The 16424-nt window shown below is 35.6% G+C and carries 19 protein-coding genes; 3 read left to right on the top strand and 16 right to left on the bottom strand.

Annotated elements, in window-relative coordinates; translation table 11 throughout:
• Window positions 1–36: 36 nt before the first annotated feature.
• The 8 genes from NST63_RS05235 to NST63_RS05200 all read right to left on the bottom strand — a co-directional run bounded on the left by NST63_RS05235 (window position 37) and on the right by NST63_RS05200 (window position 7984).
• Window positions 37–879 carry a sugar phosphate isomerase/epimerase family protein gene (locus NST63_RS05235; protein ID WP_212944766.1) on the bottom strand — a complete coding sequence of 281 codons (843 nt, stop codon included), beginning with the start codon at window positions 877–879 and terminating at the stop codon, window positions 37–39.
• Window positions 880–975: 96 nt separating this feature from the next.
• Entirely contained in the window at window positions 976–1833 is an 858-nt protein-coding gene (locus tag NST63_RS05230) for a MurR/RpiR family transcriptional regulator (protein WP_058003459.1), read from the bottom strand.
• A gap of 29 nt (window positions 1834–1862) precedes the next feature.
• Window positions 1863–2960 (bottom strand): DUF4855 domain-containing protein, encoded by a 1098-nt coding sequence (locus NST63_RS05225; RefSeq protein WP_212944767.1) that lies wholly within the window; start codon window positions 2958–2960, stop codon window positions 1863–1865.
• A gap of 47 nt (window positions 2961–3007) precedes the next feature.
• Window positions 3008–3715 (bottom strand): N-acetylmannosamine-6-phosphate 2-epimerase, encoded by a 708-nt coding sequence (locus NST63_RS05220; RefSeq protein WP_071975188.1) that lies wholly within the window; start codon window positions 3713–3715, stop codon window positions 3008–3010.
• Window positions 3716–3746: 31 nt separating this feature from the next.
• Window positions 3747–4646 carry a carbohydrate ABC transporter permease gene (locus NST63_RS05215; RefSeq protein ID WP_341041478.1) on the bottom strand — a complete coding sequence of 300 codons (900 nt, stop codon included), beginning with the start codon at window positions 4644–4646 and terminating at the stop codon, window positions 3747–3749.
• A 12-nt stretch (window positions 4647–4658) separates the two neighbouring features.
• A complete protein-coding gene (locus NST63_RS05210) occupies window positions 4659–5510 on the bottom strand; it encodes a carbohydrate ABC transporter permease (protein ID WP_058003455.1) in 852 nt (283 codons plus the stop codon).
• A gap of 222 nt (window positions 5511–5732) precedes the next feature.
• The gene (locus NST63_RS05205; RefSeq protein WP_341041476.1) at window positions 5733–7001 is read right to left on the bottom strand and encodes an ABC transporter substrate-binding protein; all 1269 of its coding nucleotides are present in this window, start codon (window positions 6999–7001) and stop codon (window positions 5733–5735) included.
• A 173-nt stretch (window positions 7002–7174) separates the two neighbouring features.
• Window positions 7175–7984 (bottom strand): MBL fold metallo-hydrolase, encoded by an 810-nt coding sequence (locus NST63_RS05200; RefSeq protein WP_212944769.1) that lies wholly within the window; start codon window positions 7982–7984, stop codon window positions 7175–7177.
• Between the two features lie 490 nt (window positions 7985–8474).
• Here NST63_RS05200 and NST63_RS05195 point away from each other — a divergent pair, with 490 nt between their 5' ends.
• Both NST63_RS05195 and NST63_RS05190 read left to right on the top strand, forming a co-directional pair.
• Complete coding sequence (locus NST63_RS05195) at window positions 8475–9245, top strand: alpha/beta hydrolase (RefSeq protein ID WP_212944884.1); 771 nt, start codon at window positions 8475–8477, stop codon at window positions 9243–9245.
• Window positions 9246–9319: 74 nt separating this feature from the next.
• The gene (locus tag NST63_RS05190) at window positions 9320–9886 is read left to right on the top strand and encodes a glycerol-3-phosphate responsive antiterminator (protein ID WP_212944770.1); all 567 of its coding nucleotides are present in this window, start codon (window positions 9320–9322) and stop codon (window positions 9884–9886) included.
• A gap of 72 nt (window positions 9887–9958) precedes the next feature.
• Here NST63_RS05190 and NST63_RS05185 read toward each other — a convergent pair whose 3' ends face one another.
• Genes NST63_RS05185 through NST63_RS27760 form a run of 4 tightly spaced genes read right to left on the bottom strand, consistent with a single transcriptional unit; the run spans window position 9959 to window position 12235 of the window.
• Window positions 9959–10660 carry an MgtC/SapB family protein gene (locus NST63_RS05185; RefSeq protein WP_341041475.1) on the bottom strand — a complete coding sequence of 234 codons (702 nt, stop codon included), beginning with the start codon at window positions 10658–10660 and terminating at the stop codon, window positions 9959–9961.
• Between the two features lie 25 nt (window positions 10661–10685).
• Entirely contained in the window at window positions 10686–11486 is an 801-nt protein-coding gene (locus NST63_RS05180; protein WP_341041474.1) for an HAD-IIA family hydrolase, read from the bottom strand.
• A gap of 42 nt (window positions 11487–11528) precedes the next feature.
• Window positions 11529–12125: an HAD hydrolase family protein gene (locus NST63_RS05175; RefSeq protein ID WP_341041473.1), complete on the bottom strand. Its 597-nt coding sequence runs from the start codon at window positions 12123–12125 to the stop codon at window positions 11529–11531.
• Window positions 12092–12235, bottom strand: a complete 144-nt coding sequence (locus NST63_RS27760) for an HAD hydrolase family protein (RefSeq protein WP_445663893.1) — start codon at window positions 12233–12235, stop codon at window positions 12092–12094. Before NST63_RS27760 ends, NST63_RS05175 begins: the two co-directional genes overlap by 34 nt.
• Window positions 12236–12424: 189 nt before the next feature.
• Between NST63_RS27760 and NST63_RS05170 the strand changes: the two genes are divergently transcribed.
• Window positions 12425–12631: a hypothetical protein gene (locus NST63_RS05170; RefSeq protein ID WP_078109377.1), complete on the top strand. Its 207-nt coding sequence runs from the start codon at window positions 12425–12427 to the stop codon at window positions 12629–12631.
• Between the two features lie 316 nt (window positions 12632–12947).
• Here NST63_RS05170 and NST63_RS05165 read toward each other — a convergent pair whose 3' ends face one another.
• The 4 genes from NST63_RS05165 to NST63_RS05150 all read right to left on the bottom strand — a co-directional run bounded on the left by NST63_RS05165 (window position 12948) and on the right by NST63_RS05150 (window position 16423).
• Entirely contained in the window at window positions 12948–13727 is a 780-nt protein-coding gene (locus NST63_RS05165; protein WP_212944776.1) for an endonuclease/exonuclease/phosphatase family protein, read from the bottom strand.
• A 204-nt stretch (window positions 13728–13931) separates the two neighbouring features.
• Window positions 13932–14648, bottom strand: coding sequence for a KDGP aldolase (locus tag NST63_RS05160; protein WP_341041472.1), 717 nt, complete (start codon window positions 14646–14648; stop codon window positions 13932–13934).
• A complete protein-coding gene (locus NST63_RS05155; RefSeq protein ID WP_341041471.1) occupies window positions 14648–15766 on the bottom strand; it encodes a DgaE family pyridoxal phosphate-dependent ammonia lyase in 1119 nt (372 codons plus the stop codon). Before NST63_RS05155 ends, NST63_RS05160 begins: the two co-directional genes overlap by 1 nt.
• Before the next feature lie 6 nt (window positions 15767–15772).
• Window positions 15773–16423 (bottom strand): DUF4310 family protein, encoded by a 651-nt coding sequence (locus NST63_RS05150; protein WP_373312660.1) that lies wholly within the window; start codon window positions 16421–16423, stop codon window positions 15773–15775.
• Window position 16424 lies beyond the last annotated feature (1 nt).

Below are 16424 nucleotides of genomic sequence, written 5' to 3'. Positions count from 1 at the left end.
TACCTATTATGGGAACTCCCCTTCACATTAAGTGTCTTATGTTCTAGCTGGTAGTAATTTCTTCAAATTACTTACCGATTTCTCTGTTCCCACTTTAGGATCTTCTGTCCCTTCAAACTCAACAGATAACCAACCAGTATACCCAACATTTTTTAATTCAGAAATCACATGGTTGAGATCAACATTTCCCTCACCAGCTACAGTTCCTAAAAACTTGTTACCCGATAACGATTTAAAGGCAGGGCCATCATAATCACTGCTCATTTTTATGAAATCTTTAAAATGAACATGGGCTACATATTGTTTAACTTTTGTAACAGCATCATTAGGATTCTCATCAACTAATAGAAAGTTACCTGTATCAAGAGTGCTAAGAATATTCGGTGAATTGACAGTATGAATTAATTCTATAATTTGCTCACTACGTCCTGCAAAATATCCATGGTTTTCAATACCTAAAATCACACCTTGCTGTTCAGCATATGTTGCACATTCTTTTAAACATTCAATGATCCACTCTTTCCCTTGTTCAAAAGGAACCCCCTCTAAAATATCCCCACTAAATATTCGAACAACATTTGTATTTAATTCCTTTGCAATATCAATCGCCTGATGAACTCTATTAATTTCATGTTGTCTCTCCTTTTCATCCGGCTTAACAAAATTATTTGTTATATCATAAGCACTTACTTGGAGATTATTCTCAGCTAATAAGGAAAGAACTTGCGGGATTTCTTCTTGTTCGTTTTTCCAATATATATCTAATAATTCAACTCCATCTACACCAATGGCAGCAGCATATTGAATAAACCCAAACACATCAAGATTTTCTTGTTTCACATACCGGTGTAAACTATACATACTAACACTTGTTTTCATACATATCCCCTTTTCTAAAAAATAGTTCTTTATTGCTAATTGGATAAAGAATACACGAATAACTATCGATTGAAGACCTTACTCCATTCCAAATTATCAGTACATCTTATCCAATACCGCCTTTGCTGTCTTCTCAATTGATTGGAAGGTTTTTTCCTTTTGCTTTAATACGATAATGGTTGTTAAAACATCTAGTAAATGTAACTGGGCAATTTTTGATGCAAAAGCTCCACCTTGTAGTGGCGTTTCCTTCGAGGCGGCTAGTAAGATAACATCCGCATATTGAGTAATCGGTGATTTGGCATGGTTTGTAATACAAATGATAAATGCGTTATTCTCCTTTGCTATGGCTATTGCATCCACAACATCCTTCGTGCTCCCTGAGGTTGAAATACCAAAGACAACATCGTTTTTTGAGACAAGAGCTGCATTCATCGCCATAATATGGGAGTCTGATGATTGTTCTACATGATACCCCAACCTCATAAATCGATATTTTCCATCAAAAGCTGTAAGCCCAGAGGAGCCGACTCCAAAAAAGTATAGCTTATTCGCCGACATAATGGCTTCTACAGCTTTATCAAGTTTTTGGGATTCTAATAATTGGAGGGTACTCTCCAATGTTTGAACATTTTGCGAGGTAATTTTTTTCAAGATCGTTTCAATATTATCATTTTCCTCAATTTTTCCATGTACTTGTTCATCTGGGTCTGCAAGATTTTGGGCAATTGCCAGTTTAAATTCTTGGTATCCGCGATACCCTAGTTTCCTGCAAAAGCGAATGACGGTTGTTTCTCCTACTCCTGACTTTTCCGCAAGATCAGTTACCGATGAATAGACGGTTTCTTGCGTATCCGCAATCACAAAGTCAGCCACCTTTTGTTCTGCTTTAGTTAGTGACTTATAAATGGTTGAAATGAGTATGATTGGATTAGAGATTGTTTTTGTATTCATTTTTTTCCTTTCCTTTTCGTAGTTGTAGACTACGATAACGTGTAGCTTCCATTTACAAATTGATAAATTTTGTCATAATATTCTCTTTCTTTTTCATCTGAGCCATGATAGATTCTGTATAATGCCTTTCCGCCATCAAACCAAGCAATAGCTGATTCCTTCATATATTTATGAAGAATCCCTCCCTCTAAATAACAATCAAATCGTTTTAATCGTTCCGCTTTCTCTGCCATTGATTCATTATTCGCAGTATAGAATTCCATTTCAACCCCTGCATTCCTTTCTGCTGCTGCCTTTGCAGCATCCTTTACACCAGTAAAGTCTTTATAAAACATATAATTAGGCTGGAGAAAGGCAGAATGGAAATAATAGTCCTGATAGTTATCCAGCTGATGAATATTATATGTGCTGTAAAAAGGAATCCAAAAGAACTTTTTACCTTGTTGTTCGATGTATTGATATAGTTCCTTCAACAGCCAATGATCATCAATATCCCAGCTTCTATGTATCGTCTCAAATGTCCAATAAAATCCTAATAAATGAAGATGTTCATAGTTCTGCTGTGAAAATCTTTCTATCACTCTATCTATAAACCATTTACAAGCGACTAAACGAGCTTCTGTTGCATGCTGTAAATTCTGTCCTTGAACACTAAAATTTAATGGAGCTCCATCAATGGTTCCAAATTTTGATTGTAATGGACCGGGATAAGGAATCGTAATAATTAAATTGCGCTTATGTTTAGGTGATCCAAGCGTCTCAATTCCCGCTTCAATTGCTTGATTAAGAGCATCTGCGAAAACATCAGGCATAAAATACCAATCAATAATCGCCTCCCAGTCTGTTAAATTTCCAGGGTTAGGGGCAGGGACTGCATAAAAATTCCCTTCTCCATTCTTAGTTGTACCAATATTCACATCTGAATATAGATATCCTCCCTTCGGGGACTTAAAATGCCAAAAGGCAAAACTATCAAACATCCAATCATCTGACTTCCCCTGCTTATCCAAATGAGTAACATAATGCAAAAAATCATCTTTTCCCCAAGGATTATCGACATTTCCACCTACAAGAATCATATGTTTGAGAAAATTAAATGCTTCTTGGTTCGGTTGAAAATATGGCAAAAGAAACACTCCTCATTAATAAGATTTGTTTGAAACTATTTTCTGATTCAAGACATTATGTTAAGACTATTTTTTTCCAAGCTCTCTACAAACCTTTTTGTTAAAACCTGTGGCCTTGTAATCGCCGTTCCTACTACGACCGAATGAGCCCCCTGCTTAAATGCCATCACTGCCTCTTCTGGTGTTGAAATTCTCCCCTCGGCAACAACTGGAACATCAAAGGATGAAGTGAGTTCTTTTATTAAAGAAAAATCTGGACCATCTAATTTTGGACTATAGGAGGTATAGCCTGATAGAGTTGTAGAAATTAGATCACACCCCTCCTCGACAGCTATTACTCCTTCTTCAACCGTCGAAACATCAGCCATCACAAGGCTATTGCTATTTTCCCTAATAAAAGTAATCATTTCATGTAAAGTAATCCCATTCGGTCTCATTCTTGCTGTTGCATCAAGGGTAATGACATCCGCTCCTGATTCAATGAGTTCTTCTACTTCTTTTAGAGTAGGAGTAATAAAAATTTCACTACCTGAATAATTCCGCTTTATGATTCCGATAGTTGGTAGACCTGTTAATTTCTTGATTGCAATAATATCTTCTTTCCCATTTGCACGTATGGCAACGGCACCGCCTATTTTAGCCGCAAGACCCATTTTCGCCATATATTCAGAACCATGTAATGGTTCATCCTCTAATGCCTGACAAGATACGATTAATTTTCCTTTGATTAAATCTAGGAATGTTTGTTTTTCCATCATTTCACCTCTTATTCATTCACTAAGATTGTTATCCCTTTACTGCACTGCTGTATGCACCTTTAATAAAGTAGTTTTGAAATGCGATAAATACAATTAAAATAGGAATAAGAGCGATGATAGCTCCTGCAGATACTAATCTCGTATCTGATACAAATGCTCCCTTCAAATCATATAGTCCTATTGTTAAAGGATACGTATTTGGATCCTGCAATACGAGAAGTGGCCATAAGAAACTATTCCATGATCCGATAAAGCTTAGTATCGCAAGTGTTGCTAACATTGGTTTGACCATTGGCATCATAATATGCCACCAAATTTGCAGAGTTGATGCCCCATCCATAATGGCAGATTCATCTATTTCCTTTGGAATCCCCATAAATGCTTGCCTCATCAGAAAGATTCCAAATGCCGAAACAGCTCCTGGTAAAATAACCCCTGTATATGATCCAATCAGGTGAAGTTTTTGCAAGATGATATAGATTGGTATCATTGTTACCTCTCCAGGAATCATCATCGTTCCTAGTATTGTGAGAAATACGATATTTTTTCCTTTGAAATTCATTCGTGCCAATGGAAAAGCTGCCAAAGAGCAAAATAATAAAGGCAAAACAACACCCCAAAAAGCTAAAACTGTACTATTCCATAGATAACGACCAATGGGAATTGTGTTCCATACCTTCACAAAGTTTTCAAGAGTAATATGTTCAGGAATAAACTGTGGAGGAAAGGAAAATATTGTTTCATTTTGACCTTTTAATGCAGTTGAAACAGACCACAGAAAAGGAACGATCATTATTACTGCTACAATAATTAGAAAGAAATAGGATACAACATACCGGATGATTTTGCGTTTATTAAGGGGTTTTCGTGCTTTGTTATATGGCTTAATATCGGTACCTGAATGAATGTTCGATTGAGTAGGCTGCATTGGACTACCTCCTTATGACGCCTTATCTAAGGATCGCTTATTTAATAGAGTTAAGATTAAGATAATAATAAATAGAATAAAGGAGATGGCACTGGCATATCCCATATCTAATTGCTTAAACGCTTTTTCAAATACGAGATATACTACCGTTGTAGAAGCGCCAATTGGCCCTCCATTTGTCATGGTCAACATTAGAGTAAACTCTTTAAAAGCAGACATGGTCGATATCACAGCGGTGAAGAAAATAATTGGTTTTAGCATGGGGAATGTAATATAAAAATGTTTTTGCCAAAAATTCGCTCCATCTAATTCTGCCGCTTCATATAAGTCTGTTGGGACAGACTGCAAACCAGCCAAGTAAAATAACATATAATAACCAAGTCCTTGCCAAATGGTGACAATGGCTAAGCTGATCATTACGAATCCTTTACTTGTAAGCCAGTCAATTGGGTGGATACCAACTAAGCTTAATAAATAATTAAAGATACCGTCACTTGCAAATAACCAGTTCCATAAAATGGCGGTTATCACAACAGAAACAAGTACAGGGAAATAATAAGTTAATCTAAAAAGCTTAATCCACCGCAATTTCTGATTAACTAATATGGCAAGAAAGATAGGTAACACAACTAATGCTGGTGTTACTAATATCCAAAAATAAAACGTATTTTTTAAGGCTCTCCAAAATTCTTCATCCTTAAAGGCTCGAATAAAATTATCTAATCCTACCCATTCAATTGGTTGAAATACATTATAATTCGTAAAACTCAATCCGAGGGCTGCAAGAGCTGGAAGGAAACTAAACGTTATGAGTAAAATTCCTGTCGGTATAAGAAACATCCATGCATGTCTTGCTTTATACATTTGATCACTCCTACCATTTTCGCTTACAGTATCCAATGTGGTGTAGATATTCTTATATTGAGTAGTCTCTTATTTATCACTTTTGAGAAGCTATTTCGTATTAAACAGAAGAGATTTTTACATATTATTTACTCATGATATACATATATAGAGCCTTTGGAAAAGAAGGCATTCATTAGAAGGATGAATGCCTTCCTATTTCCCTTTGATTTGTAGCTAGCATTATTTTAGTAGACTATTAATTTTGGCCTCCGCATCATCAAGTGCTTTTTGAGGATCTTTATTTTCTAGCAGAACTTTTTGAAATTCTTCATTAATTGCTTTATTTATCTCAGAGATATTTTCTACTGGAGCAAACATATCTCTTGAAGTTTCTAATTGTTTCGCTGCAAAATAACGTCCTTTTTCTGATGGGTCTTCCGAATCCTTTCCTTGAGTAAAAAATTCGTCCTGAGCTGCTGCTTTAACTGAAGGAAGGACAGCAACAATTTTACTAAATGCTAATTGACTTTCTGCATTTGTCATGAACTTGGCGAATGCAACTGCCTCATCTGGTGCTTTGGATTTTGCTGCGACAGCAATGTTCATAATTGCAACATGGGCAACTCCTTCAGAGCCTAGAATAGCAGGTGCTGCATCCGATTTATCGTATACATCTGGAGCAAGATCCTTTACTTGACGATAAAGCTGCGGTCCAGTTCCCCACCAAGCAATTTTTTCTTGAGCATACCATTCATTAGGTTGAGCTTGTTTTAATAGGAGCTCTTTAGGAATAAGACCATCATCAAATCGCTTCTTAAATGTCTTAAAAATTTCTAATGCTTTTGGCGTATTAACAGCTGCACTCTTTAAATCCTCGGAAACGAGGGGTACGCCATTTTGTGGTAAGTATAGATGGATATCTCCAATTGTACTACCATAAACACCAAGCTTTTTATAAAGAACCTCTGACATCTTCCATGCCTCATCTTCTGTTGCAGGTGGCTTATCAAATCCAGCCTTTGCCAATAGGTCTTTGTTGTATAATAGGCCAGAGTTAGAAAGATACCATGGAAGCGCATACAATTTATCATTCAGCATCCCTGACTGTAATACACCTTCAAAATAATCATCCTTTACATCTGCCGCTTTTTCAGAAAGATCGAGAATGGCTCCAACAGCAGACAGCTTTTTCAAAAAGTCAGTATTTAAGTTCATTACATCTGCAAGTTGCCCTGAAGCAGCTGCTGTTAATGTTTTCTGTTCAACATTCTCGAATGGAATGTCTTCCCATTTGACCTTTACTCCAGGATTTTCTGCTTCAAACTTATCAATGATGCCATTAATATAATCATCAAATGTAGGGCTTAATGAAATCGTCCAGAATTTAATTTCAACATTTTTCTTCTTCCCCTTCCCATCTCCTCCTGCACTCTCCTGATTCGAGCAGGCTGTAACTAGAATTAGGACAAACACCAGAAGTAGCATCGAAAGCCATCTTACTTTTTTCAATTTCCTTCCCCCTTATGTTTTAGTTGAAGCATTCACCCACAAAGATCCCGGAGTAATTTTTCACTATTTTGTAAATAATTGGTGAATTTATTCTTCATTCACCATTTTATTTAAGAAGATAATTTATGTCAATCACCTATTTTGAATTTTAAAAAATTTCAAATTATTTAAGATTATATATGGATAATCATTCCGTCAAATGCCACTTTAATCCCACTTGGAGAAAATAATTCTTCTAATTCCTCATGCATGAGTCCAATATTATGGGAATAATGGGTGGCAATCATTTGACTACCTTTATGGATCATATTATTTTTTTGAAATATTTTTTGGATATCCTTAACGGCTTCGATATTAAGATGATTTCTTCGTTCTGGAATTAATCCATTTGTACAGTCAAGAATCGCTACATCAATTTTTTTATCCATTAGCCAATCCCATGTAACATCAGGAAACCATCCAGTGTCATGACCATAGAATAATGTTTTCCCGTCCTTCTCAATAAAAAATAATAAGCATGTCTCGAATGGATTATGATCTGCTAGCAACGGTGTCACCCTGGCTGAATCAATTTGATACGTGTTAAATGGCTGGATTAGTTTGTAATGATAATGTTCTTCTATACTTGGTAGCACTGCTTTACAATTTGCGATTGCTACATCGTGACCATAGATATGAATGGGATATGGAATATTGTGAGCAAAGCCTGGTGATCTCATCCCAATATCTCTAGGATGAAAGTGATCGGAGTGTGTGTGGGTAAATAGTAAATGTTTAACTTTAAATAAGTCTAATTGATGGGTTAATACATGATGATAAGTATCAGGGGGAAAATCAATTTTCAATATATCATCGATAATGGCAGAAGAGCGAGTTCGGATATTTTTCCCGCCAAGTTTTCGCGCCTTTTGACAATGCTGGCAATTACAAAATATACCTGGAAATCCTTCAGCTGCAGCTGTCCCGAGAATTTGTATTTTCATTTGGTCCTTCCTTCCTTAAAAATTAAGGTTCTTTTCTCAAACATTGTTACTATTTAAGTAAAGTCTTAACAAATAACTATCGGCTGAAGACCGCTACACCTTTCATTTCACTGAGAAAGGAGCAACAAACTATAAGAAAACAGCCAAAACCAATGATAAAAAATGTAATGAATAATATACATTGTTTAATCTAGCTGTATAAGGAAACTGAAAAATTACTTCATCATTTAAACAATATGTACTTCACAATAGGTCCATTTTGAAACAATATCACTTTACCCTCCTCTCTTTCATTTGTGGAGAATTCTTTCACAATTAATCTAAAAAGTGGATATATTCCCCTATAAACATTATATAGTTATTATTTAAGAAAATTCAATTAATTTAAAAAATATTTTAAAATTCCTTTTTTTCTATTACATTAGCAGGGTAAATCCAATCTTCTGTCGTATTTAGGTTTAAAAAGAGTAGCACCGAAAGGATGATTGAAATGGCCCTCATTCAATGTCAGTTTTATTCACAAGTATTAAATTTGTGCACATCAATGACAGTTATTTTGCCTGAACCATCAATCATAGGGAATGAGTCAAATCAATTTCCTGAAAAAAAGTACCAAACATTATATTTACTTCATGGTTTATCTGACGACGATACGATTTGGACAAGACGGACCTCCATTGAAAGATATGTCTCTTCTTTAAGGTTAGCAGTTGTGATGCCACAGGTACACCATAGCTTTTATACGGATATGAAATATGGAAATAAGTATTGGACTTTTTTAACTAAAGAGCTTCCCCTTCTTGCACAGTCATTCTTTCCATTATCAACAGCTAGGAAGGATAACTTTGTGGCCGGGCTTTCAATGGGTGGATACGGAGCATTAAAATGGGCTTTAAATCATCCAGAAACATTTAGTGCAGCTGCCAGCTTATCTGGGGTGACTGATATTGTAAAAAGAAAAGCCGATCAGCCGGATGGAATTTTCAACCTAATATTCGGTGATGAGGAACTAACTGGTACGGAACATGATTTATTTGCCTTAATTAAAAAAACGCATGAATGCGAGGAAAAGCCCATTATCTACCAATGCTGCGGAACCGAGGACTTTCTATACGAGGATAATCTTCGTTTTAAGAAGTTTTGCGAGGAGGCAAATTATCCTCTAACAACTAAATTTGAACAAGGAAACCATGAATGGGGATATTGGGACAAAGCGATTCAAGAGGTGCTTGACTGGTTGCCTTTAAATAAAGGACAATGAATAAATTTTTTAGTAATACTATTACATTACTAAAATTTTAAGATAGAAAATATTCAATTCAAGGAGATCCAAAGATGCCCAATATTGTTGACCTAGTACAATCTCAAGTAATTGCTTCTATTAAAGATGAAGCTGATATCGAAAAGGCGATTACTAGTAAAGCCAATATTATCTTTCTATTAACTGGAAACTTGATTAATATGGAAGATCATTTAAAACGCCTCAAAAAGGCACATAAGCATATTTTTATCCATATTGATTTTATTGAAGGCCTATCTAATACGAAAAGCGCCATTAAATATATTGCTTATACTTGGAAGCCTACTGGAATCATCACCACAAAAAGTATGCTGATTAAATATGCAAAAGAAGAAAATCTCATGACCATACAAAGAATATTTTTAATTGATAGATCGGCTATGTCTAAAGGAATTGAAATGAGCCAATCCATTAAACCTGATGCAATCGAAATTTTACCTGGTCTTATGCCTGAAATCATTGATGAATTAACCCAAAAAGTCGACTTGCCGATTATTGCAGGTGGATTAATCAGTTCAAAAAAACATATTTTGCAAGGGCTAGAAGCAGGAGCATTAGCAATTTCATCTGGCAACCCCAATCTGTGGAATTTCGATTTATAAACGGATTATGTAAAAATAGTCCCCATTAATAGAAACGGCTCTATTATTGAGGACTACTTTCATCGTTTAATTCTAGCCACTAATTTCTGTACTATAAATTTTATCAATCTTTGCAAGACCATAGTAGATATCAGGGGTTGTTTGTTTATAACTAACCATAACTTTTAAATCCACTAAATAACTTTGGTCCTGTAAATCCTTAATTCTTATATGCTCTATTTTAATATTTTTTTCTTGGATATTTTTTAATACACTAGTAATATCTTCTTGCTTTTTCAACGTTAGTCTAACTCTGAGTTCCTTCGATCTCAGCCTCTTAACTCCCAGTATTCGAATCAATCCTGGTATTAGCTCCACACTTATAATAAGTAAGATGACACCTGCTATAGCCTCAAAATAAAATCCTGCACCAGTAGCGATTCCAATACCTGCTGCTCCCCAAACCATTGCAGCTGTCGTCAAACCTGAAATGGTATCGTCCCCTTTCCTCATAATCACACCAGCACCTAAAAAGCCAATTCCTGAAACGATTTGAGCAGCTAATCGTAGAGGATCCATTTGAATATTAATATATTTCGATCCAGGAAATAAATAAGCAGATTGGATGGATACAATGGTTAGTAAACAACTAACAATTGAAATAACCAAGCTTGTTTTTAATCCTAAAGGCTTCCTTTTCAGTTCACGTTCTAAACCAATCGTTAATCCTAAAATTGCTGAAATAGACAGCTTTATTATCGTATCAATATCCACATCTGCAAATAATTCCATCATGTATAGTCATCTCTTTTCTATCAAACTATTTAATCGATGTCATATCCTGCATCGATACAATTTCCTTTATACTATTCAATATATAAGTAGGTTGAATTCTGGACTCTTCTAATAGCTCTCTCGTTGTAATTCCAGTTAATACAAGAATGGTATTTAGTCCATTTTCATTGCCCATTAATATGTCCGTTTCTAAACGATCACCGATCATATAACATTGCTCCGGCTTTAATTGGAGAATATCATTGACTACAAACTCTGCAGTTAATTTCGATGGTTTTCCAATAATTACATCAATTGACTTCCCTGTCACTCCCTCCATGGCACCGATCATCCCTGCACAATCAGGAATTTGTCCGCCATCCACAGGACAAGTTCTGTCTGGATTCGTAGCCAAAATGGTTGCATTATTTTTTACCCATGCCTGATATGCAATATTTAACTTGTCATAATGAAATTGACGATCCCAGCCTAAAACAACATAGGTAGCTATATCTGCGTTATTTGTCATTCGAATATTCTCAGCCATTAATTCTTGGATCAGTGCTTCTTCCCCAATGACATAGGCTGCATCTGTTTGAGTCATATGTTCTTTTAAATACTTGCCCGTAATGTAATTAGAATTAATAATTTCCTCTAATGACACCTGAATTCCTAATCGATTTAGTTTTTCAACATACTCCTCCCTTGTTGCTATCGATTTATTTGTCAGAAAGACAAGCTTATCCCCTCTAGCTCTTAAAGTTTGAATTACTTCTGCTGCCCCATCAATAAGTCGATTATCTAAATAAACGGTTCCATCTAAATCAAAAATATATCCCTTTTGCATGATCTATCCTCCAGGTCTAATCTGTTCGAATATTGATTCTTATTAAACTAGTAAATATCGCGTAATAGCTTTAGCAACACCATCCTGCTCATTCGTATCGGTTATCCAGTCAGTAGCTTTTTTTATATCCTCATTTCCATTACCCATTGCTACACCAAGACCAACAGCTTGAATGAGCTGTAAATCATTCCAACTATCACCAATTGCCATTACCTCTTCCATACTAATATCCAGTAAATCACATACTTTTTTTATGCCATTTTTCTTAGTTGTTCCTCTAACGGAAATTTCGAGATTATTTCTAGAAGATTTAGTGATTTCTAGATCACCCCAATTACATATTTCTTCATATATCCCATGAATAACTGATTGGTTATCATGTCTAACTCCGAGTTTCATCCAATGATGTTCAATAAAATTAGCTGGGCAATCCCTTTTTCTAAACAATCCTTTTTCACTGTATCCCCAAAACCATGAATGGGTATCAATCGCTATTTTATGTAACTTTTGAAATGTATCAATGTTGATAAAATGTCTCTCCAATAGTTTTCCGGGCTCCATCCATATCTCTGCCCCATTTAGCAATACTAGTGGAATTGATATTCCTAGCTTTTCCCAATATTTTTTCGTATTCGGCACCCCTCGCCAGTGGAAAAAACAACAATAATCCCTGCTTTAACAACATTTTGGATAGCTAAACTTGTATTACGTGAAATCTCATGATTATTTAAAAGCGTTGTACCATCCAAATCTAAGGCAAGCAATCGATATTTAGGTAAATATTCCCACTCCTTTCAAAAAAGATTTGAAGGTATCCTTGCTAAAGCTAAAAAAACCAAGCTATAAAAACCTTATAAATAAGGTTAAATAGCTTGGGTTTTCTCTTTTTCTCTTCCCATGCATATATTAGATGAATTTATGACTGGTTAGTCGAAATTATGCTTGATCTCTTAAAATTCTTTGGACCGATCGTTTATACATTATTAATTAATCTCATCATGGACTCCAAGCAGGTTTTTATGGGAGCAATTATCCCTACTTCTGCTACGCTTAAAATTATGTGGATGCCTTTACTACTACTCCTTTACAAAAAAAGCTTAAATACAAGGTACGAAACATTGGATAAAATAGGATTTAAAGAATAAGAGCGGGCAGTAAATATAGAATCCCAGTAGGAAATTACCGCTTTCTTTTAATAGAATCAGCCGTTTCTATTTCTAACACCCCTTTTGATTATTTTTAAAATAAATACATTCAGTAGGAAGCTTTAAAAAAAAATCCCCAAAAAGAATAATCGACAACAACCTAAATTACTGTTGCTGTCATCATTCTCTTTGGGGTTCTCTTATTCTCCACCCTAAATGATGAATTAAATAGTCATATAATGAATCCGTTTTTATAGTACTTAAAAAAAGTATAGTTAAATTAAATACATATGTCAATTCAATAAATTATAAATTTTTAAAATATTGTACAGCTAATAATGACAGGGAAGTGATCACTTGGAAAAGAACCATTAATACAATCATCCACAATCTTAATCCATTGTATATCTATTTCTGCTCGGGCTAAAATCCAATCTATCCTCTGATCCCCACCATCTGAATACATAAAATCATTCTTAGTACCTAGATTCTTATTCACGTGCTTCTTTGCAAGATCCCAGGTATCTCTAAATAACCCAGGCTGGGTCAATATATTGTAAGGCTCTGTATGAACATCTGTATTGAAATCACCCGTTAAAAAGACAGGAAGTTTAGGGTCTAATTCATTTAGTTTTTCACTAATTTGCTGTGCTCCTAATATTCGTGCTTTCTCACATATATAATCTAGATGTGTGTTCATATGATAAAATACTTGGCCATTTCTTTTATCAAGGAATTTAGCCAAAGTAACCATACGAGGTATTTCATTTCCATAGGTCATCGATCCAATAATATTAGGCGTATTGGAGAGCCAAAAATGATCATATTCTATGATAGAAAACTGATCTTTTTTATAAAATATAGCCATAAAATCATCTTTACTTCCCCCTTGTCTTCCTAAACCGATCCAATCATAATCTGGCAAAAATTGAAGTAGATCCTGAATTTGTATGTATAAACATTCTTGTGTACCAATAATGTCTGGAGATTCTCTATCAATGATATTTCTAATTAACTCCCTTCTTTTTTGCCAGTTATTTTCCGGATTGTCATCAATATGAAGCATATTGTAAGTCATGATTTTAATCTGATCCATCTCATATCTACCTCTTTCAAAAATTAATAAAAGCCCATTAAGACAACTAAGAAACTAATGGACCAACTTACTGTTTCTTATTTGTTTTAATGGGCTCTCTTCATCTCTTCCCTTTTTAATAGTTTAAAATTTCATAGAATATTTTGTCAATAGAGATTTTCTCATTTAGGTAAAAACAGCCATCTATTAATGACTGCTTTTACCTTACCATTCCATTGAAATCAATCGCTCAATATCGCTGATCCTCGTTTCGCCACTATCCTTATCCACTAAGGATGTATATAAATGCGGAATAACTATTTGTGCTCCATTTTCTAAGCATGTCTGAACAATACGTTCAACATTTTCAAGTGTTATTCCGCCTGTAGGTTCAAATACTTTGATTCCCGCACCTGCTGCCGCTTTTACCATTTCAGCCACTTCATCTAACCGTTGATCACCATCAATTGGGTAAAACTTAACAGAATCCACACCTATTTCAGCAAGCATAGAAGCTGCAAGTCCTACTGAGACTGTTTCCCTCCATTTTGAACTATTTGGACCTGTTGATATCAACACTTTTCCTGGAATCCCTGATGGCTCAATCAATGCATTAATAATGGTCTCGGTTGATCCTGCCTCTTCCATTCTCCCCAGTGTATAGGCTGAGGCAGGAAATACTTGATTTATATGGTCAGGGATTGTTTTCACAGATACATCGGCCACCTTTTTCCATTGTGTCGGGTCGCCTGCACCCAGACCTACTGATACCGGAATATGATGATCCTTATAAAGCTTCACTTCATTAATGATGCTTTGTTCATCCGGGAAGGATTTTACCATTAGGCCAACAAGAATACGGTCACCTGCAACTTTTACTATTTCTATGGCATTAGTAATATCTTTAGCTAATACATTAAAAATTACTTTTTGTTGGGTCATTATTTTTCTTCTACCTCCTTTATGATAGCGATAATTCGTTCGGCGATAATATTTTCCTGACCTGGTAAAAGTGGACGTGGATCAACAGAAATAATTCCAATATTTACATAGTGATGTCTTAAATAAATTGCTGGATTCCCCGATTCAAGTTGATGAAGTAATGTTTCTGCTGTAATACCTGCAGCATTTTTTCCCACTTCAATCTGTGCTCTGTAAATGGGGCGACCAGCTTCATCTTGTTGAATCGAGCAGGATAATCCGTTTACCTCATTTAGCTTTTCACACAATGCGGTCATTCGTGTTATTTGTTCATCCACACAAATGTTCTTTAATGGATATTGATTTAAAGCAACAATGAGTCCAGAGATTGCTTCCTTTCCTACTTTCATTGCTCTTCCAATTCCTTTATATTGTTTACGACAAGCCTCCATAAAGTTTTTCTTTCCACAAATGAACCCAGAGGTCGGTCCTTCCAATGCTTTACCACCACTATAAATGACGATATCTGCTCCCATATCTATATATTTTCTAAAATCACTTTCTGCTGCACCATCAATAATCAATGGTAAATTGTGTTTATGAGAAATCTCAAGCATCGTTTCAATCGATTGCATTCCTTTTTGCACAGCATGGTGTGATTTTACATAAAAAAGCGCAGCGGTTTTTTCCGTAATCGCTTGTTCAATATGCTCACTTTCAACCTTGTTTGCACTACCTACTTCAACTATATGACCACCACCAAGGCGAATCATTTGATCTATACTTCCTCCAAAATGAATATTTTGCCCCTTTTGAATGATAATTTCATTTTTTAATCCATCAGAATTCGGCATTCTTTCAATTAGGCTTAAAATATTTCCAGTTATGACTGCTGCCGTCGAAATAGCAATTCCTGCAGCAGCACCAACGGTCGGACAACCATCCTCTGCCCCTGTATGCTGGGCGATCACCTTTCCCGCATACTCAATTAATTCATCAATATCTACATAGTCCTGTGCTGCTGTTTTTAATGCATTGGCAACTTCATCTGTAACAGCTGATGCACCTAATGCTGTCATTTTTCCACTTGCATTAATAATTTTTTTTAATCCAAACTCTTCAAATAAACTTACTGTCATGTTTTATCACTCCAATGTTATCGGGAATATGGCTCCTAAGATCATTGCTCCTAAGATTGCCCCACCTGCTACTGGTTTTTTCCATACATAGAATATTGCTGCTCCAATAATCGAACCGATCCCAATTGGAATAGACGCCCCACAGGCTGAGAGTACAATCAATGGTCCTAAAAAACGTCCGGATTGGTTCCCCGCTCCCATCATTACATCTGACCCGAAGGTTGAATTTGCTTTTCCAACGGTAAACTTTTTCAACCCAATTACTGCGTAACCAACTACTAATCCTAGAACAATCCCTGTGATTAAAGATAAAATAAAATTACTAATCGGTGCGACAAATCCTGCACCAAGCATCAACGCTGGAACTCCGATTCCAATTCCGGTTTGAAGAGATCCACCAATATCCAAAATTCCTACTAAGGACCCTTCCAGCACACGTGCAAACAAAAAGCTTGCACCAAATGCTGCAGCCGCACCATAGCCGCCACCTTTCATGCCTGCCTCAAGCATAGCGACAATCGCTACATCATTAAAGGCTCCTATATGATACACATAATACATATGTGTACCAGCAAAAATCCCAGCTGATAAAAAGGCGACAAAAATTGGGAAAGACCAATCTGCATACCAGAAGCTTCTTGTATTTATTGTTTCCACT

Origin of the sequence: Heyndrickxia sp. FSL W8-0496 (genome assembly GCF_038007825.1) — a bacterium.
Taxonomy (GTDB): domain Bacteria; phylum Bacillota; class Bacilli; order Bacillales; family Bacillaceae_C; genus Heyndrickxia; species Heyndrickxia oleronia.
This window is presented reverse-complemented; position numbering and strand designations above follow the sequence as displayed.